A 25222-nucleotide genomic window follows, 5' to 3' on the forward strand; every position below is an offset into this window, starting at 1 on the left:
AAGATTCAAACGGCACTATTGGGGAGTATTGCTCCGGTACCGACACGAATGGGCCGACGTAGCGCACGAGGCTGCTGCCTTCGGCTTCGAATACCTGCCAGATCGTCTGTCCCGTCTGTTCGGGATGGCCATGAGCCTTGGCATAGGCAATGCATTTATCGAGTAGCCAGGCATTCAGCTCTTCCAGGCTTTTGACCCTGAGGCGTGGCGTAAAGAAACGCTCGCGTACAAGGCCGACCTGGTTCTCGACCTGTCCTTTCTCCCAGCCGGATGCTGGCGTGCAGGCAACTGGCTGGACGAGATATTGGCTGCACATCTGCAGGAACCGGCGGTTATAAACACGTCCCTTGCCGACGAACACGGCCTCAACCGCCGTCTTCATGTTGTCATAGATGCCGCGTGTGCAGGTGCCACGGAAGAAGGCGAAGGCCTCGTCATGCGCATCGAAGACCATCTCCTGGCTCTCTCGCATATAGGCCCGGACGAACATCATCCGGCTGTGGCAGAGCCGGACATGCGCCACCTTCACCGTCGTCGTCACGCCCTGGATCAGGACGATCTCGTGGCTCCAATCGAATTGGTAGGCTTCGCCGGGTGCATAGTAGAGCGGAACGTAAGCCTCGGACGTGACCGTTCCGCGTGCCTTGGCCCAGGACTTGGCGTAACGGCGGACGGTATCGTAGCTGCCATCATAGCCAAGAGCCCGGACCTCTTCATAAATCCGGATCAACGTCAGCCGCTCACGAGACGGCTTGCCTTCGTTCGAAATCAAGAACCGCTCGACATCGCCTCTCCAGGCTCCGATCCGGGGTAGCGGCTGATGTTCTCGCTTATAGGTAAACTCGGTGGCATCGGAGCGCACAATCTTGCGGACCGTATTCCGCGAAACATTCAGTTCTCTGGCGATCTTCTTTACCGACCAACCCTGAACATGGAAGGCTCGTCGGACACGCGCAATCGTATCCACACTCTTCAACTCCCCACTCCATCCGCTGAAAAGCCGGATGGTCCGATGAAAATAGGGAGGGGTCAAAATTGGATAAGTATCACCCCGCCAGTGGGGTCAACATTCCATGCTTAAACACAGCCCGAAATCTACATGAATGACAGTGAGCGTCGGCACGACTTCGAGAGCGCTCTCGCCGAATACCAAGGTCTATGCTATGGCGGAAATGACGGAGAAACTGGCGGCGTAGAAACGAAACCAGAGCACCTTAGCCAAGCCGCCAAGCTGTCTCACCAAGCGGGACCACCTCTGTTCGCAGTGGATGCCGTCGGCCAAAGGTAGCGATCCAGCTTCATGATGTATCTGGCCGGCCGACACTGCGGCTGTCGGCGACAACGGGGAGCCAGACGTCGAGGGGGGGCAGAAGGCAGCGAAACGCACGCCGCAGAGCTAGCGCGCCAGCAGCGGGGGGCACGATGAGCGAGCAGGAGGTTTCGACTAAGCCGGTACAACTATTGAAGTGCGTACTCGGGGCAGATGACGACGGCAGCTCGCAAACAAGAGAACGCCGCGTTCACTGGAGAAACCCACGCCTCCTTCGCGGACTACTTGGAGTGCCAAGGCCTCAGTATCCGTGAGAGGGAGGCGGTGTTCAATGATATCGCCCTAGCATGCAACGACGCCCTCTACCCATTCCGGCCCAAGTGCCAGCTTGACCATGCCTGCCGTCGGTGGTGCCGTACCATCCGCGCGATGTAGACGTGAGGTACTCGGGGAAAGGCTCCTTACTGGAGATCATAGGGTGCACGGATGCGGAAATCATTTCCGCATCCGGCCGGTGGCGCAGACAGAGGTGCCAGCCGATCGGTCAGCTTTGGGAAGGGTCAAGGTCTCTCGTTGAGCCGCTGGTGTTGCAGTTATCAGTAGTGAGAAAGGCAGATCTTTAAGTATCGCAATTCCGCCGGATGAAGATGAAGCGATTCCGCAAACGTCTTCTGTGCTGTCAAGCTGTGGTGTTATCGGACTTCTTTCGCTTGCGGGCAAACATATTCAGGACCTCCACCAGAGCGGAGAAAGCCATGGCCGCGTAGATGTAGCCCTTTGGTACATGGAAGCCCATGCCTTCGGCAATCAGCGTGGTGCCAATCATAAGCAGGAAACCGAGCGCCAGCATCACAATCGTCGGGTTCTTGGCGATGAAGTTGGCAAGCGGCGTTGCGGCAATCAGCATGACTGTAACTGCCGACATGACGGCAACAATCATGATCGGCAGGTGGGGTGTCATGCCGACAGCGGTGATGATGCTGTCGATCGAGAAGACAAGGTCCAGGAGAAGGATCTGCCCGATAGCCGCGCTGAAGGTGATCGAGGCGGCGCCTCCGACCATGTCCTCCTTGTGATCGACAGGATCGACCGAATGGTGGATCTCCTTTGTCGCTTTCCAGACAAGGAACAGACCGCCGGCGATCAGGATGAGGTCCTTCCAGGAGAAGGCATGTCCGAAGATCTCGAAGATCGGCGTCGTCAACCGGACGATCCACGCCACGGTTCCAAGCAGCGCGAGGCGCATGACCAGGGCAAGCCCGATACCAATCTTGCGCGCCCGCTCTCGGTTTTCCGGGGGAAGCTTGTTGGTAAGGATGGAAATAAAGATGAGGTTGTCGATGCCAAGAACCACCTCCATTACGACAAGCGTCAGAAGAGCCACCCACGCGGCCGGATCCTGAGCGAGCGTTATAAGACCTTGCATTTAAGTCTTCTCCTGAGGGCGTCGCAAAAGACTGCGACCGAACTGATGATCTACGGAAGGGTGCGCTAAATCAAGAACGGCTATAGTTAGCAGCGTCAGCCCCACGTACACGCCGGAGCATCCGGCGGAGTTGACGCCGGCCGTCATGGGTTAGCTGTCCGCGCTCTCGCGTCGCTGGTTCGCAAGTAGCCCAGATAGGACAGAGCAATGAGGGTCGTTGATGTTCAGAAGTTGTTGGGGCGATATCGAGCCGGTCGCGATACCGACGGCGGTCCCGATGGCCCAAACGGGATCCTCCCCCGCCTGCGTGAGAAGCCTCGGTCCATGGGTGGAGAGGCATTGCTGGGACTGCTGGAAGACCTGCGTTGATAGGTTCGCTGCCTCCAAGCGTTCGCGCACTTCTTCATAGATTGGATCGACTACAAACAGGGCGAACAACCAAGCGGCGATCTCGGACAACATCGAAGGACACTCTTTCGTACTCGGCAGCATGTCGGAAACGGTCCGACATCGCGCAAGCGCCGACAGCTACGCCAGAGGGGCCCGGACCAGCGGGTTACGCTGCATTTAGGAAAGGTCGGCTTCATGTTCAAGGGGGTGAGCAGAGACCATAAATTCGAGACGGGAACAAAAAAACGTGCTGCTGCCATACTCTCGTTCGTTGATCGGCTCTTGGAATGGCTCGCATGAGCCTTGCGCGGGAAGAGATACCGCCGTTCCAGGTACGAATGCCCACCCGGCCGCCTCGTGGACGACGTCTCGCCCCTCCAACATTAATGACACCCCGAACCCGCCGATAGACATGGCCCCAGTCCTAGCTAGATGCGGTGTAGCCCTCAGGGCGACGCGCTTGATCCACTCCTCCTGGCAGACTTTCCCGTGGGAGCCGACGATGAGCTCATCTCCGAACAGGGTAGCCCACTTGCAACGTGAACCCCTTTTCAGCCTCGTCGCCCGATCCCTGTCACCGGCATCTGACGCGCGATGATCATGTAGCTGTCTCCCCGCAACTCGTCGACGATCCCAGTGCGTCTCCCAAGACCAGTATGACGGTCCCACTTCAGCAGCTCCGAGAACTCTCCATCACAAAAGGTTTCGATATCGACCTCCCGATTGAGTAGACGAGTACTTCGCCACCTGCATCGTCGGAGATATGTTCGAAGCTGTAGGGCCGGTTCGGCCTCATCGACATGTCGGTGCGCCTTGCCGATGCGCAGGCGGGCCATGAAATAGGTCTCGACGTCTTCAGTGTCATCCGCGACGGGCGATCCTCGTCCGTGATCTGCATGGTCGTGTAGGTCGATGTGACGCGTCGCAACGTTCCAGTCGCTGGCGATCTCCGGTTCATTGCGATGCTCCTTTTCCTAACCTGGTCGCGCCGCTTGCTCTTGCAGACGCCCGCTTGTGACGCTAATTGCCAGCGCTTATATATTGTATGGAAGTCCTCGGCTTTCCGTATCCGCGAATAAAGAGGTGCTGCCGTGGGGGAGGAAATATGGTCGACTCTCGTGAGAGAATTTTCGGACATTCCAGACTCGTCTACCATAACACTAATTACGGTGCGCCTGGTGATCGCGGCGGTGCTTGGGGGGATCCTTGGATATGAACGTGAGCGTAAGCGGAGAAGCGCCGGGGTGCGGACCCATATGCTCGTGGCCGTCGGTGCGGCACTATTCGTGATAGGTCCGCTGCAGGGCGGCATGGAGATCGGCGATCTGTCACGCGTACTGCAGGGAATCGTTCAAGGAATTGGCTTTCTTGGTGCCGGCGCTATCATGGTTCGCACAGCACAGCGCCAGGTAGAAGGACTGACCACGGCGGCCAACATCTGGGCCACCGCGGGGATCGGTATTATTGCCGGTCTCGGATTGGAAGCGACCGCCGTCTTGTCTACGGTGATCGTTTTGATAATTCTCGCAGCTGTCCCCCTGATCCTGCCAAAGCATTCGGAACCGGACTAGATCCTAATCGTGCGTCTCGGTAGAAGACGTATCGCCGTTGTGCTTGTCATCAAGGACGCCTCGTGTGAGCCCTCAGGAAGATGCCAAGGTACCGCCAGTGGCAGCGTCACAATGTCTTCTTCGAAACCTCGAGATCTAGCCTTCCCCTTACCAAGTTAAACCGGCAGCTCCTGAGACGACTCCCAAAGAAGAACCTGCATCCAAGCACTAGGTGGGTGACAGCTGCGTATGACAGCGGCGTGAGCACTTGATCATCGATCCACCCGCTGCCTGCCTTGTGTTAGATGCTGCGCCGCCCATATCATCAAGAGGTTCTTCTGGAGATCGAAAATGCCATGGCAACGCGCCTCAAGCTCAGAATGCGCTGGCGCAGGAGAAAACTCATGCCACAGAAGACTCGTGGCGATTGACTGAAGTGTCATGTCGCGGGACCGCTGGACAGCGCACCGGCGCAATCAACGGAGGTTAGCTCATCATCGAGCGCATCGAAGCGGCCCAGCGACAGGAAGATCTGTGTCGTCTAGGTGACACCGCAGCCAACCCTTCTGAAATTAACGAAGTCATACTTGACTCACGCTAGCGCAGACAGCGACTGCTTCAGGTCGGTTGCTAACGTCTCACGCGGCGTCCCTGTTAGCGTCAGCTCTGTTTGTACACAAACACATCGACGTGGCGTACTGCTTGTGTCCAATTCGGGCGATGTTTTCAGTATAGTAGGTGCACCGTGGTCGCTTGCTCACCGACGCCTTCAGGAACCGGCACAAGAGTCTTGTTATAGTCAGTGTTCAGCACGAGGTTGGGCCCCTTGGAGAGGCGAAGACGCCTGACGACGATGGCTGTGTATGCTGACGCGTCGGCAACCTTGTTATTGGCGTCGATAATCAAGTTTCCGTTGGCAAGGTAGATTGTGCCGAGTAGCTTTCGCGCTTTGTTGCTCGTGATTACGAAGTCCGTTTCAGCGGATGCGCGGTCCTGAAAGGTGACGAGGCCGGCCAAAGCGCCAGTAATGGGAGCCTCGATGTCGACCTGCGCGCTGCTTCCGAACAACATGCCGGCGTGTTTTCCCGTAAAATAGAAGCCGACACCTTTACCCTCAACTACAGAGCTGGATTCTATGATCAGCGGTCCGTCCTTGATGACGTATATGCCTGGCTTGAGCGAAACCTGAGAAGAGGCGCGGATGGTCAAACCCCCGCAGTAGACCCCCGGCTTTAGGTTTCCAATGTACTGTTGATAGTCGGCCTCCATCTCACGGCAGGGACCAACAGCTGGAGGCGGACGAGAGGCGAGAGGATCCGCGACTTTAGGACAGTCCGTCAAGGGATTGTGATAGTTGAAGTTCCGCGGTGCGCCAGCAAAACCGCCTGCCGAACAGGCGAGCTGGCTGACGAGGTTGGCGTTTCCAGTTGAGGTGAGGCCGCTCGTGCTCAAAGAATTCGAGTAGACCGTACATTTCGGGGCCGAAATCGCCGCATTTGTTTCGAGCGACACCGTCGCTGCATCTGCCTCGTCTAACCCAATAACGCAAATGTTGGTGTTGTTATTGGTCTGAGCGGCCGATGACACTCGAATCTGCGGACTTCCAACAAGATACCCAACCACGAAATACGGATGGTGGTCCTGCTCAAGTGTTACGGTGACCTGCTTTTTGATGGAGTCCACTTCGACTTTCGCTTCAACGGTGCCCTCAGCCCCGGAGTGCTTGTGCGCTTCGAGGTAACCGTTCACGACCGCGACTGCGGCAGAGTTTGCCCAGCCATTCAAGGAGGCCTCCTTCGCCGCACCAAGAGCTGCGGCATCGGCGATGTTCTGCAGGTCTGTCCTGTGCGTCAGAAATGCGCTCACGTCGACAGCGCCGCCCGCGACACCGATTAACAGCGGAGCCATGATTCCCGTGAGCATTGCCATGTGGCCACGTGTGCAAGTCAATATACGGTGGAACGTCCGCAGCGCCGAAGATCCAATCATGCCGGATATGCCTCCGGATCGCTCATCAGTTCAGCAACTGCTTGGGATGGCACCGGTCGAGAGAACAAAAAACCCTGTACGCGATCCATGCCCGCCGCACGAACCTCTGACAGTTCTTCCTGGTTTTCAACGCCTTCGGCAACAGAGACAAGTTCAAGGTCCCGCGCAAGCCCCGCAACCGCGTGCAAAAACTTTCGTGTGACGCGATCATGCGGGCATGCTTCGATGATTGACCTGTCAACCTTGATCTCTGAGAATGGACAAAGCCGAAGGAGCTGAAAGCTAGAAGCTCCCATTCCATAGTCATCCAGCGATAGCTTGAACCCAAACATCCTCAACCTCGTCAGAGCCTCGACCAAACGCGAGGGATCTTTAGGGAGCGATTTTTCCGTAACCTCTATGCAAATCGTGTTTGGGTCTGCGCTAAGGTCAGTCACAGCCTGCTGGAGATCGGCGATTACGTGTGGCCGCTCAAGGACGGAGGCGTCGAAATTTATTGATACATCAGCTCGAGTTCGGCCAACTGGCCAAGTTCGGAAGTCACGCACGACTTTAATCGCGATCTCCAGCGAAACAGCGGTTAGATCCTCAAGTCCGTTGACCGATGAAAAGAGATCTGCCGGTCCATGGATTCGGCCACCTTTTGAGGTCAGTCGGATCAGGGATTCGAAACCTGCAATTCTAAGCGTCGCGAGATCATATTGAGGCTGGTAGTACGGAGTCAGTTCGCAGTCCTTACCAGCCAGTCCCCCGAGCTTGGCCGACGGCCCCCTTGTCATCTCTGACTTTGCGAGCATCTCGGCGACCCCCTCCATCGTCAGTGGCTTGGTAAGGACACCGAGGATCGAGATCCCAAGCATTCTGCCCATGGCCTCCGCAGACCGGAGAACCGCGGGGCTTTCGCCGCTAGAAATAACGATATTCCCAGCATAACCAACCTCGTGCGCTGCGCGCATGAACGCAAGGCCATCAAGGTCCGGCATGTTGAGGTCCAAGAAGACGAGGTCGGTGTCGCGCGACTCCCGTGTCAATGCAGCCAGTCCGGCCCGTCCGCAGGGTGCCGTTCGCAATAAGCCCGATGTAAGCGTCGACAAGATGCTAGATGCCACGATGGCATACATCGGGTCGTCATCTACGATCAGGCAGTTGATTGAATGCTTCATTAAAGCCTCCTGATATGGAGGACATATGAGAATGAATAAGAACCTATTACTAGGCGTGCGCAAGAAATCGTACCGTTCATGCGATCGATCGTTCTTCCGTTCCGTCTGGTTAAGGAATTTCTGCGATCCTCTCTAAAAAGAGGAAACAAATGAAGCCTGATAGCCCGATCTCGACCCGTATCTCACGGATTGTCATCGCAGCGGTCGCCACAGGTATTAGCGTTACCGTAGGTGGTTTCCTTGTCGTTGACTTTCGTCAGTCGATGCTAGCTGAGACGTCTCGCTACCAGAGCGCGGCCTTTGCCTTTGCTGCTGCCGCCAGTGACGGCGTTGCTGAACAGAACGCTCGCACGGTACTCGAAGTCATCCGCGGTGTCCGCAATCTTCCTGAGGTGGGATATATCGCGACGCTTGATTCAACTGGAGACGTGATTGCCGAGATCGGAGGCGGGGCTAGGCTAGTCGGGCGAGAGGACGCTTGGTGGCACATCCCGACGACGATCGAGGTGACAGCCGACGTGAGGCGTGCCGGCCGATCTGTGGGATCGGTGTTGATGCGCGCACAGCCAAAGGACCTTATCGAACGTTACCTATACGCCGCCCTTTATGCATTTCTGTTCGGGGGCATGCTTGTAGGCCTAACTTCGTACCTCGCCAGGATCAAGGTGGTGCGGGTCATCCGTCCTCTACGGGATCTATCAGAACAATTCATCGACATCGGCCAACGGTCCGACCTCAGGCGCCGTCTGAACAAGCAACGCAACGACGAGGTGGGCGTGCTGGTCGACGCGTTCAACCAGATGTTTGCGCATATCGATGAGCGCGATCGTCTTCTGCAACGACATATGGAGACTTTGGAGGAGACGGTGGACGCGCGCACCAAAGAGCTTCGAGCGGCAAAGGATGAAGCGGATGCAGCAAATGCTGCCAAGTCGACCTTCCTTGCAACGATGAGTCACGAAATCCGAACGCCGATGAACGGCATGATGGTGATGGCCGAGATGCTGTCGGCGGCGCCGCTGTCGCCAAGGCATCAACGATATGCGGAGATCATCACAAGATCCGGCAAGAACCTCATTCACATAATCAACGACATCCTGGATTTTTCGAAGATCGAATCGGGTAAAATCGAACTCGAGGAGGTTGAGTTTTCTCTCGATGCTCTTGTTGAGGATGTAGCTTGTCTGTTCTCAGAGCGGGCGAGGGAGAAGGGACTTTCGCTCGCCGTATTCATCTCACCTCAGGTGCCTTCCAAAGTCGTCGGTGATCCCGTACGCCTGACGCAGATCGTTAGTAACTTGGTCAACAATGGCTTGAAGTTTACCGAGACGGGCGGTGTTACGATCAGGCTCGAGGTGGTCGACGACCAGATTGCCATTACGGTAGAGGACACGGGGATAGGCATAGCCTCCCACCAGATCGATAGGATCTTCACGCGCTTCTCCCAAGCCGACTCCAGCATTACTCGCAAGTTCGGCGGGACTGGACTCGGCCTATCGATCTCGAAACAACTGACCGAACTGATGAAAGGGACGGTTCGGGTCGAAAGCCAGGTTGAGAAAGGGTCTCGGTTCATCATATCGATTCCGTTCAAGATGACTGAAGCAGCGAGTGAGATATCGAAGCGCTTTGACTTTTCGGTTGCTCTGTTCGATGACGACGTCATAACCCGTTGGTCTGTTGCCCAAGCCTTGGAGGCAAGGGGTATCTCTGTGTTCGAAAGGACGAGTGGCGTCTGCAAGGCTGTATTCATCCGCGCCGGCACTTCTCACGATCTCTCCGATATTGCGCTCGGCATGCCTATCGTCCTCCTTCGCCCCTTCGCCGCTACGTCAGTCTCTATTCCGAACCATCTTGACGTCACCGCAGAAGTTCCACTTCCAATTCCGCGGTCGGCGTTCGACCTAGTCTGTGCAGCCGTGGAGGACGGTGATTTTTCGACGCTTGACTTTGATTGCCGGGAAAAGCGCACGAACGTTCTTCCAGACCTGCGTCACCTCAAGGTGCTTGCCGTCGACGACGTAGCCGTGAATCGTGAGGTTCTCGCAGAAGCTTTGAGGACGTTTGGGATCCAAGCCGACCTCGCCGAGTCCGGTCAGGACGCGATCAGCCAGGCTCGCGCCAGATCGTATGATGTCATATTCATGGACTGCTCCATGCCTGGTATGGATGGCTTCGAAGCTACCAGAGAGATCCGCGCGCTGGAGCAGGTTGCGGCTCGCCAGCCCTCTCTCATCATCGCGCTGACAGGACACGTCATGGGCACGGAGAGTGGAAATTGGAAAGATGCGGGGATGAACAGCTACCTCGCAAAGCCTTTCAATATCGCTCAGTTGACCAGGGTTTTCCACGACCTGCAGATCGTTCGTCCCGGAAATGGGGAAGACATAGTCACAAACCATGGGGTGGACTCGCTACTCTCAAGCGAAACCATGACGATGTTCGAGAACATACGGACGAGTACAGGAGCGGACATCCGTAGCAAGGTCTTTGCAATGTTTCGCGCAAGCGCGCTCGATGCATTTCGAGCGGCGGTTGATGAGATCATGTCGGATGGTCCGGAGGGGAAGCGGCTCGTTCATGCTTTAAAGTCGAACTGCTCCAGTGCAGGGGCTGCAAGAGCGATGTCAATCTGCGAGCGGATTGAAACCGTGCTGGCTTCGGGCGCTACAGCTGACCGCGCACTTCTGCGCGAGCTTGAACTTGCGTTGAGCGACACCTTAGTTGCCATGGCAAAACTCGATGCTTCGATCTCCGCCTGAAGAAGGACGACCGCGCGCTTGTACCACTGGTCGGCAGGCAATCGCTCCTTCCTACGCGAAGGTGTCTAGTCTCCATAGCCTCCGTCAAACCACCATGTTGAACAATTTGATGGCCTTTTGGCAGCATAGGACGGTCCAAATCGTGTCCCATTGTGTAGTGCCCCGTAGATGCCCGGTTGGAGTGATGAGGTGAACGGCCTCAGCACCCGGCATCGTTGTGCCATGCTGTAAGTAGCTGTCAAAGGTCACAAACGGGAGAGCCGTCCATGAAGGAAGTTACCACACTCGGCCTGGCAAGCCCCGACCGTTTCGAAGCAAGATCTCGACGATCGCCGGCCTCGTTGCCGCGGTAGACGGCTGGCTTACGCCAACCTCCTCGGTGATTTCCACCGGGAGGAAGACCGTTGGCCGACAGGCATAGCTGAATGATTGCCGCCACAAGCGGATCTGGTCCGGATGAATGTCGTGCCGCGCGCCACATCGCCAATGCGAGCACCGGGCTCATCAGCTTCCGCGAGTATCCTCAGCTTCGCCTCTTCCGACCAACGCCGTCTCCGCTCGGTACCGGACATGATCTCTATGCGAGCCATGAAACCTCTTTGCTCTGGTATTGATGTCAGCACTAGTGCCGGTTCCAATGCCAGAACATCGCCTGATTTGCCCGATCAGCAAAAACAGTTCACCGGACGCTCACTCTATTCCAATCAGACACCCTTGGTGGCACTTCGTTCCTGTAGACGGCCGACAGAGTGATCCGGGTGCTGGAGCACGTGCCGGCGTCGGTCAAGATTGTCCGGCATGTCGAGAAGCGCATGATCTGCGGGGAATGCGATACAACGGCGGCTGGCGAGATTCCGATCTTGCCGATCGAGCGCGGCAACCCGGGCCGGGACTACTCCCCCCATAGCCAAATTCGGCGATCGCATTTCCACCTGTCCCGGGCTGAAGTTGCGAGGCTTTGTGTCAAGGATGCAGAACGCCCCGACGACCGCCCCTCGATCAAGCTGCATTGGGGCACCCGCGTAGAAGCGGAAGTGAGGATGACCCACAACGGCCGGATTGGCGGCGAACCTTTGATCTGCCATCAAATTAGGAACAACCAGAAGCTCTCGTGCGTGAACAACATGGGTGCAGACGGAGTCAGTTCTGGAACATCGCGTTAGCAACAGACCGCTTTGACTCGCCGCGCATTGCCAGTCCTCATCGATGATGTTGGCAGCCGCGTAGGGTACGTCGAACATATCACGAGCCAACCACACCAAACTTATCGAGTTCTGGAGTTACCGCGTTGCCGATCGCCCCCAATGCTCGAACAGCGATAAGCCGCTCTAGTTCATCATTGTCAACCGCAACACCAACCGACATCAACTGCTCCATCCCGAAATTCCCGTCGCCACACAGAATGCCACCCACTATCGGCGGCGACGCTTTTCTCCCTCTTTTTCCGCGTATTCAACGCTTTAGCACCGCCAGCATCGACTACTCAGCTAGCCGCACAAATTGTCCATTTGGAGCACAGATCGATTTAGCTGTATAGAAAAAATCTTGCCTTGAAAAACCACCCCCATCCTCCCAAGCGTGATCCGCTGTCTTTTCGCATTCAAGTATAACGTCCAGTGGGCTTGTGACGCCCTTGGGCAGCTGCTTCCCATCCACGAACAGGTAGTGGCTTGTCTCGGGATTGTCGGTGCGGAGGGAGAGATGGTAGTCTTTGTCCGCTCTGTCGCTGCTCTGGTAGCACGTCACGATGGAGTTCACGACCTTAGCGCGTTGCTTCAGCCCGCACCCGTCCTTCTTGATGTCCATCTGCAGCACGAGCTTTGCATAGTCGCCCAACTCCAGCGTCGTGGACGGATAAACTTCCATTGAACCCTGACCACCATTGGCTTGAGTCTGCGGCTGGTAAGTCACTGTTCCGACAACCTCTTCGCGGAACGTCCCGCTCTTGCCGTTCGGTCGAAGGACGATGATCGAGACCTTCTTATAGTACCAGCCCTGGGCGTTGGTCGGCGTGAATGTGATCTTCTTCGGCTTCATGGGGCTAACCGCTGCAGCCTTGACAGAGAGCGGAGTGACGTCCTGCCAACGATGTCCATGAACACGTTGTCGTATGAACCGTTCAGGCTAACTTCAAGCGTCTGCCCGTGCATCTTCACATCGAAGGCATTATCATCTGGCAAGCCCTCAGAGTGCGCCTTAAGATAAGCGGCCGCCACCTCTTTGGCTTCGCTCTCGTTCGTGCCGTCGAAGGTGCTACCTCCTGCCAGAGCAGCACTATCTGCTAGCGCTTGCAGGTTAAGACGCTTCGCAGTCGCGGTCGTATAGTCTACCGCCATGCCCGCCGATAAGAGAAGGGGAACTGCGAGAATTGCGGTGAGCACGCCGAAGTTGCCGCTGCGATCTTCGATAAGACGAAGCAGATGATTACGGGCGGTACTTCGCGTGGTCATTCGTTTAAGTCCAGACTGATTTCATCAGGCGCGTGAGGCCCTTTTGACCTGCACCCTTTGTTAAAGGAAGGAGATGCTGCACTGGCAATTTACAAACGCTCAAGCCAGTGTTCGTGGTGGGCGAGACTGCCAGTGATGAACCAGCTGCTCGAGAGTGCTTCCTTGGTTCATGTCAGCCTCATGTCGAGCACACGTTTGGCCTCTTCAATACGAATGTTAGAGCAGTTGCAATCCTGATCGAGAATTGCGCGGAAAGGTAGTTACCAATGAGTAAGAGGTACCTAGTGTAGTTTGGTGGGATCGTGTCCGAAGGCGTTCTCTAATCGCGGTTGTCAAGCTGGTCGCAGTGGACATCGCCGGTCAGGCTCATGGTTTTCTTCGAGGTCGGCAATTTGACCGCCTCATCATGGCGTGGAATAGGCTCAGGCGACCGATGTGGTGTTCGCGGCTATCTGGACGAACCAGCACTCGCATTCCTGGGATCGGTCTTGACTGCGCCATCGTCCTGACCGGACGATCTCGCCGGTCTCAGCTAACTAGGATATCGATGTAACTCATGCTAGCTCGCTCGGCTTTTGTAATGACCAGCGGAAAGGTTCCCGGGATATCCACATCGCGTGAAGGATCACGGCGAGCTTTCGAGCCACGGCAACTTTGGCTTTGGGATAGTCGCTGCGCGGCGCCCTGGGACACATTCCCTAGTGGGAGAGAAGAAGAGGTCGTTCGTCAATAAGGGGAAAGGCCGAGCGTGCCGTCGTGAAAAGCCGGCGATTATCGTCGGGAGCCGGAGCTTCCTAAAGCTGGCCGACTGTGTGTTCCGGCGGCTGGTTCGATCAGCACGCCAGCCGCAGAGAGGTCGGCTGACCACATTTGAGCGGAGACCTCCAGTCACATTGTTTATGTTCATGACCTCCCGTTGATCCAACATGTTGATGGATTCCCGACAAGGCCGCCCCAACTGTCTTAGCTGATGCAGTCAAATTGCTCGGTACTCGCTGCGACCAGGCGTCGGAGAGTACACTGGTATCACGTACCCGTGCTACCCGGGGCCACAGACAGCCGCGCTTTTCTGTGTTTTCGAGCAGGGAAGCCAAGCAGTTAGAAGCGCATTACCGGCGGCGTCTGCCGCCTTTATGGAACTACAGCCTTGGATAGTGGTTGAAGCTCGAACGATTGAGGATACGTCATGAGCAACCGCGATCTGGCAGGTCTTGCAACAACGGCTCGAGTCAAGGGGCACCCCCTACATCCGCTCCTGGTTCCACTACCGATCGGGTTCTTTGTTGCCACGCTCCTTTGCGATCTCGCATTCTGGTGGAGTGCCGACCTTCTTTGGGCAACTGCCGGATTCTGGGCTCTTTTCGTGGCCGTACTGACAGCAGCTATCGCAGCGGTAGCTGGCGGGATCGACTTCGCCGGCAATCGCAAGATTCGGGCACTGGGCGACGCCTGGCGCCACATGGTTGGAAATGTCATTGCTGTTGTCGTGGCTTTTGCCAGTCTCCTGCTCCGCTGGTCGGACGCACCTTCTGCGGTTCTTCCATGGGGGTTGGCGGCGTCTACAGTTATTTTCGTTCTCATACTCTACACGGGATGGAAGGGAGGAGAGTTGTCTTACCGACACCGAGTGGGCATGCTCCCTGACGATAGCCATTCCAGGTCATAGCAGGTGGCTTCACCGATCTTTCAAGCGATAGGTGAAGCAGAAGACACCGCCCTTGCGGTCGCCTATCTGAGGGTCGGCCTGCAGGACCTAATTCAAGATGCTAGAAGGACAGCGCGTCGCGTCGTATCGGTCGCGCTGCTTCAAGGCATCAATGATGCGAAGGCATAGCGACGGCTCCCGCGGGGAAGATGGCCTTCATTTGGGCAATTTCAGCTTCCTGATCCGCGATGATATGTTCGGCGAGCTGACGCAGCTTCGGGTCACTTCCGCTTTCGAGATACGTACGGGCCATGTCAATCGCCGCCTGGTGGTGCGGCACCATCAGCGCCACGAAGTCACGGTTCACGTCGCCCGAGACGCTTACGCGACTCGTGGCTTCATGCATGGCATTCATTTGCTCCATCATCTCAGCCACCGCTCCTGCGTCCGGTGCGCTGCTTGCGCCAGTTTCGCCATGATAGTGTTCGTTTCCACGCCAGAACGCGCCTGGGGCAACTCCGGTGTTCGTCGCCGAAGCCATGGTTCCGGCTCTTAGCAACGCTGCAATCTGACCGGTGGCGCGCTCGTAGATGACGTTGTGCAGGCCCGCGTATGACATCATCGTGATAGCCAACGCGGCAGCCAGTCCAGCAGGTACGAACAGGGTCGCAGCACGGCCTTTAGGCGCAACCTCGAGCGCATCAGCGCGCTGAGGATCGGCGACCACGATCAGCAGCGACGCCAAGATTGTCGCGTGGCCAATCATGTCGACCCGGCCGAACGGATACACTGCCGCGAACATCAGCGCGAAGAGAGCGAATGCCGACAGCCGGCGGACCAGCGGTGTCCAGAGTAAGCCGAAACCTAAAGTGAACTCGGCAACGCCCGACATCGTCGTATAGGGGCCGAACGGGATGCCGAAGGCCAGGAACGGCTTCTCCTCGAGGAGCGGCATGAACCACTGGGGGTACATGAACTTTTCCATGCTAGACCAGGTCAAGGCGAGGGCGATTCCCCACCTCAGCACGCCGAAGCGACGGTCATGCCACTTGCCGTCTGGCAAGCCCGAAAGGAGAAGGTAGCCGGCGAGGCCAAGTCCGAGCGCCAGATAGTCGAACAGGTGGAACAGGTCGTAGTCGCGCAGCGTGAAAAGCCACAGGACGACGATCGCAACCGCCGCGATCGGTCGGGTGCGGCGCATGGGAATCAGGGCCGCTATCACGATCTGAGCCCAAGGAACCAGTTCCGACTGCGTCTTAAGGTCCGGAGTAAGATAGGTGCCGCCTACGGCGAACAGCGAAACGAAGAACGCCGCCAGTACACTCAACAGAAAGTGGTCCGCGTGTTCACGCAGGCGCGAGGTCGCCGCATCCAAGCCTCTGAGCGCGAGCAAACCCGGCTGCCTGCGCTCCAGGAGCGTTGTGGCCAGGAAGAAGCCGAGCACGAGTAGCAAGCCCAGCCAAAAGTACGGTAGGGCGAGGGTGGACAGGATCGGGACCGGCTTAGCGGCAACCTCATACGCTTCAAACCACTTCACATGAGCTGATGCGCCTGATGGCACCAAAGTGCCCGCGGTTACCAGCAGGAAGCCGCTGGCTGCAGACAGGATGTCTCTGGGTCTTCCTTCAATTCGATCCATTGCGATGTCCTTCATTGCACCGTCTCACTGCGGTGCTTTCTGGGGAGACTGTGCTCTTAACGTGCGGGGAGCCCTGGTGCTGTGAGGGTCCGAGATCGCTCTAGTCACCACCATGGTTCGTGATGCTGAGCATAATGCAGGAGCTCGCGACGTAATTGACTTTAGTCAAGTGTAGCGAGCCTTCTGCACCCGTTGGTCCGCCCGAATGTTCATTTGCACTAAGAACTGACGGAGTGGATGCCCCGACGGCATCGCATCCCAACCGGCCGTACATCTCTGACAGGCGGTAGAGGGGAAATCTTCTTCGTTACGCGTCCGTCGCCAGCGGATTGTTGCGGCTACACAGGAACCAGCTCATCATGAGCCTGGCGGAAGATGAGTTGCGCAAAGCGGCCATGACTGACCCCCTGACAGGTCTGTATAACAGGAACGCGCTTACTGCCCTGGTGGATCGTGCACTTGGTACGTCGCTGTCAGCAGGTAGACGGTTCGGTGTGCTTGCAATCGATATGGACGGCTTCAAAGCAATCAACGACCGGCTGGGTCATCATGCAGGCGACACCGTTCTTCGTGAAGCGTCAAATCGAATAAGAGCGGCCTTGCGCGCGGAAGACATCGCGCTTCGCATGGGAGGCGACGAGTTCGCTATCTTTGTTCCTGGAGTTTCCAGTATGCAGGCGCTAATTGACGTTGGAGAGCGCCTTCTTCAATCCTTTCGAGCACCTTTTGAAGCGGATGGGGTTCTTGTCAGCGCCAGAATATGCGTTGGTACAGCGCTTGCGCCAGAGTCTGCAAGGGATCGTCAAGAACTACTGAAGGTTGTCGACACAGCCCTATATGATGCAAAGCCCAGCGGACGAGACTGCTTGCGGGTGGCGGGTCAACCGATTTAGCCACAACGATGCGAACCGGCATGGGGCGGGCGTCATGTGAACCGGCTGATACGCGTTACGCGATGCTGCGGGTGAAGACCTAGAGCTGCGCGGCCGTCGAGACCTTATCTCCAAGCTTTGTTGCCAGTCCGTCCCGCGCTCGATTGACGCGGCTCTTGATCGTTCCGACGGGGCATTTGTGCATTGTCGCGACAGCCTCATAGGACATTCCATCTACAAATACATGCTTTATGACCTGCCGCTGATGCTGAGGAAGTCCAGCCATTGCCTTCTCAAAATCCTTGGCGCGAAGAGCCCACTCCTGGCTGGGAGGGACAGTTGGCATCAATTCTTTAACGTTTTCCAAGCCAATCACCCAGCGCTTTCCTGTGCTGAATTGGGTGTGATGGGTGTTCCGCATGATGGTAAAGAGCCAGGACCTGAGGTTCGTCCCTGTTTGGAACAAATGGATCGATGTCAATGCCTTGACGAGCGTCTCCTGTACAAGGTCATCAATGTCAGATGGGTCATAGTAGAATCGACGTGCGAAGGCCTTGAGCTGGGGTACAAGACGAACAATGTCTTGTTCTACCGCTGACCCAGTGACGCCTGGCACGATGAACCTCCTTCTTCTGCTCGTCAATGTTGACGAAGCTCAAAGGTTCCGGTTCTTTGAGCGTCGAAGCCCCCGCTGCCACTTCAACATCCCGCAGCCGAGTACACAATCGACGTCATGCGGATCGCTGAAAGCAACAGCGAACTTAAGGCAGCCATCGCCTCCCTCAAGCTCGATCACTTCGCTGCCTATTAAAGCATGTGCGCGAACGAGATTGTCTCCAAGTCCCGCAGTGTCTCCGTTCTGAGTGTATCGGTGAGAGATTTTAGATGGGAGTAAGGGCCGGGTCATCGTCACCCGCCGCCCGAAGTATGCCTTCAAAAAACGGACGGTGTCATTCAGGCTCTCGCGCTCGTCCACATCATCGAGGGGCGGCATTCCGGCGGAAGCACTTCTGGCTCAGATCGCCGTCTCGAAGTATGCGAACGGTCTGCCGCTTTATCGAAAGGAGGCGATCTATGCCGGCGACAAGGTCGGATTCGATCGTAAGTTGATGGCCCAATGGATGGGCAAGCTCGGCTTCGAGCTCGACAACCTGGCCTATATCCTTGCCGAAACTAAAAAAGGCTGAGCGGGTCTTCGCTGACAAGACGACGTTGCCAACGCTCGCACCGGGATCCGGATCAGCAAAAACAGCCTAGCTGTGGGCCTATGCAAGAGATGAAAGGCCATTTGGCGGGAGTGGTCCGCCTATGGTCGCCTATCGCTTCCAGGATAGCCGCGCAGGCGGTCGGGTCGCCCAGCATCTGTATGGCTATCGTGCATCCTACAGGTCGACGGGTATGGACGCTACCCTCTGCCTCTTCATCGTTCAGTTCGCCGCGACAACTGCGTCAGCCATAGTGAAGGTATGACGACATTGGGTCTCTAAGCTTTCGCAGCAACCTCGGAGAATTGTCTGTCCAAGGGAGGATCGAGAAGCCGCGTCTGCGTGGAACATCCAGCTCTCGTACAGGTTGTTGAAACAAGGGGTCTGAAGCCTTACCTGAGGTAATCGGCTTGATCACCTTCAAGGCGCTTAGTTGAGAGAATCATGAGCACCTTCAGCGAAGCTTTAAGTCTTAGCCAGCCTCTGCATGAGATCGCGATCAGGACCAGCATCGTCTTCTTGACGTTGGTGATGCTGATCCGTGTCATACCAAAGCGCAACGCGGGCACCATCTCGCCAAATGACATGTTGATCCTGGTTGTGATCGGCACTATCGGCGCGACTTCGATTACCGCAGGTTCCCATGCGGTCGGTGATCTCCTGCTGATGATCGCTCTGGTCCTGCTCTGGGGCTATCTGCTCGACTTTCTCGAACACCAGATCCCTATTTTTAGGCGGCTCATGCGTCACGAGCAGACGGAACTGATTAAGGACGGTCGCATGCTGAAAAGAAACATGCGCCATGAGATGATCACGGAGGAGGAGCTCCTCTCGGTGCTGCGCCTGTCCGGGGTGGACGACGTGTCAAAGGTCCGTCTGGCGGTGATGGAGGCGGAAGGAGATATCAGCGTGATCAAGAGAACCGAGTAGCGGGCGGGAGAGCTCTTCGAAGCGCCGATGGCGCGCCTGACGCCAGATCAGCCCGAGACGGGCTGTTCAATCGGGATCCCGATTTGCCGCGTGATCGTGCAGCTGTTCGGTCTGGATCGTCTTACTATCCAGACCCCGCTCATCAGAATGTTGGGCTTTGTCGCGGTTTGAAAGGACAACGTTCTCGGGCAGGATGTCCGGGTCGAGGTCAGTCATAGCACCGGATCCATTACCCTTGCCGTGTGCCCCACTGCCCATGTTTTTGTGGCTTGCATTGGCCATGTCGCATCTCCTCTTTTGCGGGAGGCTAACTACAGAAATCTAATGAAGTTCCCGATCAAACGGGCCAGGCTTGTCCGCGACCGTACAACAGGGGCCCTCAACCGCCTTACCCGCCGCGACTGGCGCGCACATGATGCAGAAGTGTCGTTCCGCTGCCCGTGACGCATTTGTTGAGCAGAGTGGTCATTTGTACCAGCTTCGGATCGTAGGTCTGGGTCCAGTTCGCACCAGAGGTAAGCTCCGCGTCCGTCACGCCCTTCTGCGAAGCCTGATTACCAAAGAACGCGACCCACGTGGGTGGATGACTCAGTGGCGGCGATACCAGACGGTTTCGACGCCTTCACCGTTACCGGCAGCAGCCAAGCTAAATCAGCCAGCGACGTGATCTGATAGCTCTGCTGCGCTGCGCGTCCGTCTCCGCAAGCAAGGCCGCGGCATTCGAGCTTAAGTGGGAAATTTCCGTGTTCATGACAGTTCACTCGGTGTCCTCTTCGAAGCGCACGGGTTTGCTGGAGTCTATCCCTCGAAGCGAGCCCCAACCGGCATCCTCCACCCTGGCTTTTTCACGGCTTGCGGAACCGCGTCGGGCGAGCGCCGTCTTCTTGACTGCTTCATCAACCAGTTTGCGTTGCTAGCCTGCAAGGCCGCGATCCGTGAGCGCCCCGGCAAGTACATCGTTCACCCGAACGGGCGGACCCGCATGACGTGCTAGCTTGCGCCCGATCCTCCCGAGCCACTGAAGCCGCCGAAGGTCAGGACTGGGCCGGTTTGTTTCCGGAAGTCCTAAATGATCCCAGATATACCTTCGCATCCTGGCCCGAGTGGAAGACGCTCGCGATCCACTGCCCGAGCTGCAAATGATCAAGCCTGTCGATCGATGGCAGATGTCGCGGACACAAGGAAAGAGCGCGGTCATCACGGGCCTTCTGCCGAAGCTCCGCTGCGAGTGCGGGAGCAAGGGAAACAGCGAGTGGCGGATGGTCCGCTGCCTCGATAGGAAGTGCTCTTCTCAAGCATCCTTGAATAGATCCGGCTCGTCGAGGACCTTTGATTGGCGAGCCTAATGGTTCCGACATGCGAAAATGTCTTCCGGGCGGCGATATCTCTGTCGCCTCAGCGAGTCTTCCTTGAGACGCGTTTCGTCAGATGGTCGCCATAGGGCCGGAAAAGGTTGGAGGGGGCCTATCAGAGGAACTACCGTTACTGTTTCTGCCTATAGAGGTTGAACCTTCATGATCTGTTTAAGATGTTGCTGAATTAGGCTATGCAAATTAGCAAGAACGTATATGTGATATTGTTATGCATAGTCTCTTGATCCGCCTCATCACGGCCCTTGCCGTCATCTTGATCTCGCAATTGCCATTGCTTGCTGCGGAACTCCGTTTGCCGCAGGGAAAACCCATCCTGTCGATCTCGGGGGCGATCAAGGTTGCCAATTCCGGTAATGAAGCAATATTCGACCGCGATATGCTGGAGGCGCTGGGAACAGCGAAGATCGTAACAAAGACTCCCTGGTTCGATGGGGTGACGGAGTTCTCGGGCGTGCGGCTCGACAAGTTGATGGACCTCGTAGGAGCGCATGGGCAGACAGTCACTGCGGTAGCATTGAACAACTACGTGACGACCATTCCGATAGATGATTTCTCGCGGTATCAGGCGATTTTGGCGCTGAAACGGGACGGAAGTTATATGTCCATTCGTGAAAAAGGCCCACTTTTCATCATTTACCCCTTCGACACCGATCCGGCGCTCCGGACGCAGACTTATTTTGGCCGGGCAGCTTGGCAGGTCGCCAAGCTTGTGGTCGAGTAGGAGAGCCGGGAAGAATCATGCCGCCCAAGGCGTTGGAAAGAGTTCTCGCCGCCGTAGTCTGTTTCTTGATGCTTGCCGCTGGTTATACGGCGGTCGTCATCTCCCAGCGACAGGCCGCCCTGCAGACTATTTCTCGCTACAATGCCGCCTGGACCGTCAGCCAGGCGGTCGCCGAGTTTCTGGACCTTGAGCGCATCTTGGCATCCTATGCGCTGCCGCAAGGCGCGACTACTTTCGATGATGTTCAATTACGGCTGGATATCATGTTCAGCCGACTAGATACGTTCCAGCCCAACGAGGAGACGGAACTCGGCAAAGGCCGGAGCCTGAGACAGTTCATCAGGAGCGACGTCCGCAACGAGAAGGTGGTCGAACGGCTCCGCGCAAGTCTAGAAACTATCGATGGCTTGTTGATCACGAATGGCCCCTCATTCGATGTAGGAGGGGCGCTGCAAACTCTCGGATCGCTGAATGCCGACATGACAGCCTTGACCTCGCGCGCGGCTGCCTACGGGGCCGAACTTTCGGAAGCCGACCAACGGGAACTCGCCCGGCTGCACCTCATCCTGTCGGGGCTCATGTCAGGCCTCATCTTCTGCGGAATCCTGCTGATCACGCTGATCTGGCGGCAGAACAAGCTTGTGCACAAGGCGCATGTGAAGCTGCAAACGACGGCAACGAAGCTCGAGGAAGCACATAGAAGCCTGGTCTCGCAGAACCAGCGCTTCGATGCGGCGCTAAACAGCATGTCCCAGGCATTATGCACCTGTAATGTTGATGGCCAGTTGATCGTATTCAACGACCAGTTCGCAAAACTGGTCGGGATCGCGCCCGCCACCTTGGCCGGAATGGACTTAAAGAAAGTCATTGCAGCCGCGGCGGGGCAAAATACGCCCTCAGTCATCGAGATCATCTTGCAGCAGCAATCGAGTTTGATCCAGGGAAGAAGGAAAGGGCGCTTTACCGTAGATCTGCCGGATGGCGGGGCATACGCCGTTTCCCATGAGCCAATCCCCGATGGAGGATGGCTTGCCACTTATGAAGACGTAAGCGAGCGCAGGCAATCGGAAGCGAGAATCTTTCACATGGCGCACCATGACGCGCTGACGGGGCTGCCGAACCGCGTTCTCATGCGAAAGAAATTGCTGGACCGATGTGCAGAACCAGCCATCGAAGATGGTTGCGATATCCTCCTTCTCGATCTCGATGGGTTCAAGGAAGTGAACGATACCCTTGGTCACGACATCGGCGACCAGATGCTGAGGGAGGTTGCCGCCCGACTTCGCTCCTGTGTTGCACACGAAGGGACCGTAGGTCGCCTGGGCGGGGACGAGTTCGCAATCCTCACGCGTCGGGGTTGCACCTCGGATGACGCGAGCGAGCTTGCCGAAAGCATCCTCGCGGCAATCTCCGAGCCCTTCCATCTGGATGGTCGCAATGTTGTCGTGACCGCCAGTATCGGGATCGCCGCGCATATCGGGACAAGCTGCACGCCGGACGAAGTCTTCAAACATGCCGACCTTGCCATGTATCAGTCCAAGGCAGACGGTAAAGGCCGGGTCACCCGCTTCTCGCAGGACATCGCGGAACGATTGCTCGCGCAGAAGTCGCTGGAGGCCGATCTGCGCGAGGCGATGTCCTTGAACCACCTGGAAGTCCACTATCAATCGCTGCACGACACCCAGACACGGCAGGTCAAAGGCTTCGAAGCCCTGCTCCGCTGGAAACGTAGAGGCCTCGACTTTGTGCCTCCGCCGGACTTCATCCCGGTCGCAGAGAAGCTGGGCCTCATTGACGAGATCGGAGAGTGGGTTCTGAGACACGCTTGCCAGGAGGCTCTAAACTGGCCCTCCCAGTTGACCGTTGCAGTCAATATTTCCCCGATGCAGGTCCACTCGGGCAACATTGCAAACCGCGTCCTCAGTATCTTGTCGGAGACCGGCCTGGCTCCCCACCGGCTGGAGCTGGAAATCACGGAGTCGGTGCTTCTGGAAGCTGCCGAAAGCACATTGTTGACGCTTCATCAGCTACGGCAGCTTGGCGTACGCATTGCCCTTGACGATTTCGGCACCGGATACTCCTCGCTGAGTTACCTGACGACATTTCCTTTCGACAAGATCAAGATCGACCGTAGTTTCGTCCGGAATATCTCGACGCGAGCCAACGCCTCTTCGGTGATCGAGATGATCGTCCAGCTCAGCACCGAGCTCGGTATGATCACGACAGCAGAAGGGGTGGAGAATGAGGAACAGCTTCGTTGCCTCCAGATCATGGGCTGTTCGCAGGTGCAGGGCTATCTCTTCGCGCGACCCCAGTCCGCTCATGCATTGCTGCTCCAAGCGCCGAATGCTGTAGTTGCCCGTTCACAGCCCGTATAAAGCAGGCTTCGCGTCGGCGCGTTGCCAGCGCTGCTCAACCGCTCCACCGACCCTGCGGATCATCGGGTTAGCTAACGCTTCATGATGCATACAGATCGTCCATGGCGTCTTGCCCGCTATCGGCCATGGCGCGATCAGGGTTCAGGGGGATGTCAGCAATCCCGCAGATATGGACCGCTTCTTTGATCAGATCAAAAGCGAACACGGACGCGTAGATGTGGTCTACGCCAAGGCTGGTGTGTTGGAATCCGCGTCAATCGATGACATTCAGGACGGCCACTTCGACCGTCTGTTCGACATCAACGTCAAAGGAACGGTCTACACGGTCCAGAAGGCTTTGCCTCTGATGTCTGCCGGTGGCTCCGTCGTGCTGACTGGCTCCGGCGCGGGGAGCAACGGCTTTCCCAAACCTTCGGTCTTTTCGGTTCAGCATAAGAACAGTAAGAACCCGCCGAAATCGGCGGGTTTGTCAGGTTCCCGAAGGCGATTTCCGCCATCTTTGATCTAGGGCCTTGCCACCGATCTCAGAACTCTTCCCAGCTCTCGTTGCTAACCGCGACTGCAGCATTACCCTTGCTGGTAAAGGCGCGCGCGATCTTGTTGACCATGCCCCGTGCCGGCGAAGAGACCGGGGCGGCGGCAGGGCTGGCAACGGCCGGAGCGGCACGTCGAACCGGGTTGGCGCCTGAAACTGCGCCCACCTGGAACTGCGAGACGATTTCGCGCAGGCGGCTTGCTTCGTTGGCGAGCGTTGCGCCGGCGGCATTGGCTTCTTCCACCATGGCGGCGTTCTGCTGCGTCACCTGGTCCATCTGGTTGACGGCGGTGTTGACTTCCGACAGGCCCACCGACTGTTCGCGTGCCGAGGTGGCGATCGCGTCCATGTGCTGGTTGATGGTAACGATATAGCCTTCGATGGTCTTCAGTGCTTCACCAGTCTGGCTAACGAGATTCACGCCGTTAGCAACTTCTGCTGAGGAGTTGCGAATCAACCCCTTGATCTCCTTGGCAGCGGTTGCCGAACGCTGTGCAAGTTCGCGCACTTCCTGAGCAACAACCGCAAAGCCCTTGCCGGCTTCGCCGGCGCGTGCCGCTTCCACACCGGCGTTCAACGCCAGGAGGTTGGTCTGGAAAGCGATGTCGTCGATGACGCCGATGATGTTGGAGATCTGGTTCGACGACTGTTCGATCTTGCCCATGGCATCGACGGCGTTAGCCACCACAGTGCCCGACTGCTTGGCGTTCTCGTTGGCCTGGATTGCCACTGCGCGGGCCTCTTCCGCACGCTTGGAGGAATTCGCAACATTGGTGGTGATCTGGTCGAGTGCGGCTGCGGTCTCCTCGAGCGAGGCAGCCTGCTGCTCGGTGCGCTTCGACAGGTCTTCGGCGCTCTGGCTGATTTCGCGCGAGCCGCTGTCGATCGAGCCGGTGGATTCTGTGACAGATGTCATTGTTTCCC

20 protein-coding genes and 3 pseudogenes are annotated in these 25222 nt (G+C 57.0%); 10 read left to right on the forward strand and 13 right to left on the reverse strand.

Annotated elements, in window-relative coordinates; genetic code table 11:
- The coding region (gene istA, locus M0654_RS21150) for an IS21 family transposase (RefSeq protein ID WP_248684786.1) at positions 1-976 on the reverse strand (976 nt) is incomplete at its 3' end.
- 973 nt (positions 977-1949) lie between these two features.
- Positions 1950-2696: a TerC family protein gene (locus M0654_RS21155; protein ID WP_248684788.1), complete on the reverse strand. Its 747-nt coding sequence runs from the start codon at positions 2694-2696 to the stop codon at positions 1950-1952.
- Positions 2697-4264: 1568 nt separating this feature from the next.
- Between M0654_RS21155 and M0654_RS21160 the strand changes: the two genes are divergently transcribed.
- Positions 4265-4657: an MgtC/SapB family protein gene (locus M0654_RS21160; RefSeq protein WP_313791099.1), complete on the forward strand. Its 393-nt coding sequence runs from the start codon at positions 4265-4267 to the stop codon at positions 4655-4657.
- Positions 4658-5362: 705 nt separating this feature from the next.
- Here M0654_RS21160 and M0654_RS21165 read toward each other — a convergent pair.
- Together M0654_RS21165 and M0654_RS21170 are read right to left on the reverse strand one after the other, a co-directional pair.
- Entirely contained in the window at positions 5363-6565 is a 1203-nt protein-coding gene (locus M0654_RS21165; protein WP_248684790.1) for a pilus assembly protein TadG-related protein, read from the reverse strand.
- A gap of 56 nt (positions 6566-6621) precedes the next feature.
- The gene (locus M0654_RS21170) at positions 6622-7788 is read right to left on the reverse strand and encodes an EAL domain-containing response regulator (RefSeq protein WP_248684791.1); all 1167 of its coding nucleotides are present in this window, start codon (positions 7786-7788) and stop codon (positions 6622-6624) included.
- A 149-nt stretch (positions 7789-7937) separates the two neighbouring features.
- Between M0654_RS21170 and M0654_RS21175 the strand changes: the two genes are divergently transcribed.
- A complete protein-coding gene (locus M0654_RS21175; RefSeq protein ID WP_248684792.1) occupies positions 7938-10550 on the forward strand; it encodes an ATP-binding protein in 2613 nt (870 codons plus the stop codon).
- A gap of 362 nt (positions 10551-10912) precedes the next feature.
- Here the strand turns inward: M0654_RS21175 and M0654_RS22990 are convergent, their stop codons facing one another.
- A complete protein-coding gene (locus tag M0654_RS22990; protein ID WP_390921002.1) occupies positions 10913-11140 on the reverse strand; it encodes a transposase in 228 nt (75 codons plus the stop codon).
- 120 nt (positions 11141-11260) lie between these two features.
- On the opposite strand from M0654_RS22990, the pseudogene M0654_RS21180 reads away from it, so the two are divergent.
- Positions 11261-11438, forward strand: a pseudogene (locus tag M0654_RS21180) (IS66 family transposase); the annotation flags it as partial.
- A gap of 98 nt (positions 11439-11536) precedes the next feature.
- Here M0654_RS21180 and M0654_RS22995 read toward each other — a convergent pair.
- The 4 genes and pseudogenes from M0654_RS22995 to M0654_RS21190 all read right to left on the reverse strand — a co-directional run.
- Positions 11537-11743 (reverse strand): annotated as a pseudogene (locus M0654_RS22995) (GAF domain-containing protein); the annotation flags it as partial.
- 49 nt (positions 11744-11792) lie between these two features.
- Positions 11793-11927, reverse strand: coding sequence for a hypothetical protein (locus M0654_RS22825; protein ID WP_282571728.1), 135 nt, complete (start codon positions 11925-11927; stop codon positions 11793-11795).
- Between the two features lie 102 nt (positions 11928-12029).
- Positions 12030-12587: a hypothetical protein gene (locus M0654_RS21185; RefSeq protein WP_248684793.1), complete on the reverse strand. Its 558-nt coding sequence runs from the start codon at positions 12585-12587 to the stop codon at positions 12030-12032.
- The gene (locus tag M0654_RS21190; RefSeq protein ID WP_248684795.1) at positions 12584-13000 is read right to left on the reverse strand and encodes a TadE/TadG family type IV pilus assembly protein; all 417 of its coding nucleotides are present in this window, start codon (positions 12998-13000) and stop codon (positions 12584-12586) included. The genes M0654_RS21185 and M0654_RS21190 overlap by 4 nt, the downstream gene beginning before the upstream one ends.
- 1186 nt (positions 13001-14186) lie before the next feature.
- Between M0654_RS21190 and M0654_RS21195 the strand changes: the two genes are divergently transcribed.
- A complete protein-coding gene (locus tag M0654_RS21195) occupies positions 14187-14666 on the forward strand; it encodes a DUF2231 domain-containing protein (protein ID WP_248684796.1) in 480 nt (159 codons plus the stop codon).
- Positions 14667-14814: 148 nt separating this feature from the next.
- On the opposite strand, the gene M0654_RS21200 is transcribed toward M0654_RS21195, so the two are convergent.
- Positions 14815-16299 carry a DUF305 domain-containing protein gene (locus tag M0654_RS21200; protein WP_248684797.1) on the reverse strand — a complete coding sequence of 495 codons (1485 nt, stop codon included), beginning with the start codon at positions 16297-16299 and terminating at the stop codon, positions 14815-14817.
- Between the two features lie 344 nt (positions 16300-16643).
- Here M0654_RS21200 and M0654_RS21205 point away from each other — a divergent pair, with 344 nt between their 5' ends.
- A complete protein-coding gene (locus M0654_RS21205; protein WP_248684798.1) occupies positions 16644-17177 on the forward strand; it encodes a GGDEF domain-containing protein in 534 nt (177 codons plus the stop codon).
- 79 nt (positions 17178-17256) lie between these two features.
- Here the strand turns inward: M0654_RS21205 and M0654_RS21210 are convergent, their stop codons facing one another.
- Positions 17257-17772: a sigma-70 family RNA polymerase sigma factor gene (locus M0654_RS21210; protein ID WP_248684799.1), complete on the reverse strand. Its 516-nt coding sequence runs from the start codon at positions 17770-17772 to the stop codon at positions 17257-17259.
- A 274-nt stretch (positions 17773-18046) separates the two neighbouring features.
- Between M0654_RS21210 and M0654_RS21215 the strand changes: the two are divergent.
- Together M0654_RS21215 and M0654_RS21220 are read left to right on the forward strand one after the other, a co-directional pair.
- Positions 18047-18565 (forward strand): annotated as a pseudogene (locus M0654_RS21215) (IS66 family transposase); the annotation flags it as partial.
- A 240-nt stretch (positions 18566-18805) separates the two neighbouring features.
- Positions 18806-19291 (forward strand): DUF421 domain-containing protein, encoded by a 486-nt coding sequence (locus M0654_RS21220; protein WP_248684800.1) that lies wholly within the window; start codon positions 18806-18808, stop codon positions 19289-19291.
- Positions 19292-19357: 66 nt separating this feature from the next.
- Here the strand turns inward: M0654_RS21220 and M0654_RS21225 are convergent, their stop codons facing one another.
- Positions 19358-19573: a hypothetical protein gene (locus tag M0654_RS21225; RefSeq protein WP_248684801.1), complete on the reverse strand. Its 216-nt coding sequence runs from the start codon at positions 19571-19573 to the stop codon at positions 19358-19360.
- Positions 19574-20887: 1314 nt separating this feature from the next.
- Between M0654_RS21225 and M0654_RS21230 the strand changes: the two genes are divergently transcribed.
- From M0654_RS21230 to M0654_RS21240, 3 genes are all read left to right on the forward strand, one after another.
- Positions 20888-21385: an oxidoreductase gene (locus tag M0654_RS21230; protein ID WP_248684806.1), complete on the forward strand. Its 498-nt coding sequence runs from the start codon at positions 20888-20890 to the stop codon at positions 21383-21385.
- Between the two features lie 17 nt (positions 21386-21402).
- Positions 21403-23763, forward strand: coding sequence for a putative bifunctional diguanylate cyclase/phosphodiesterase (locus tag M0654_RS21235; RefSeq protein ID WP_248684802.1), 2361 nt, complete (start codon positions 21403-21405; stop codon positions 23761-23763).
- A 109-nt stretch (positions 23764-23872) separates the two neighbouring features.
- Positions 23873-24271, forward strand: coding sequence for an SDR family oxidoreductase (locus M0654_RS21240; RefSeq protein ID WP_248684803.1), 399 nt, complete (start codon positions 23873-23875; stop codon positions 24269-24271).
- A 16-nt stretch (positions 24272-24287) separates the two neighbouring features.
- Here the strand turns inward: M0654_RS21240 and M0654_RS21245 are convergent.
- A partial coding sequence (locus M0654_RS21245; protein ID WP_248684804.1) for a methyl-accepting chemotaxis protein occupies positions 24288-25222 on the reverse strand: 935 nt, incomplete at its 5' end.

Origin of the sequence: Neorhizobium turbinariae, from assembly GCF_023223505.1 — a bacterium.
Lineage (GTDB): Bacteria > Pseudomonadota > Alphaproteobacteria > Rhizobiales > Rhizobiaceae > Neorhizobium > Neorhizobium turbinariae.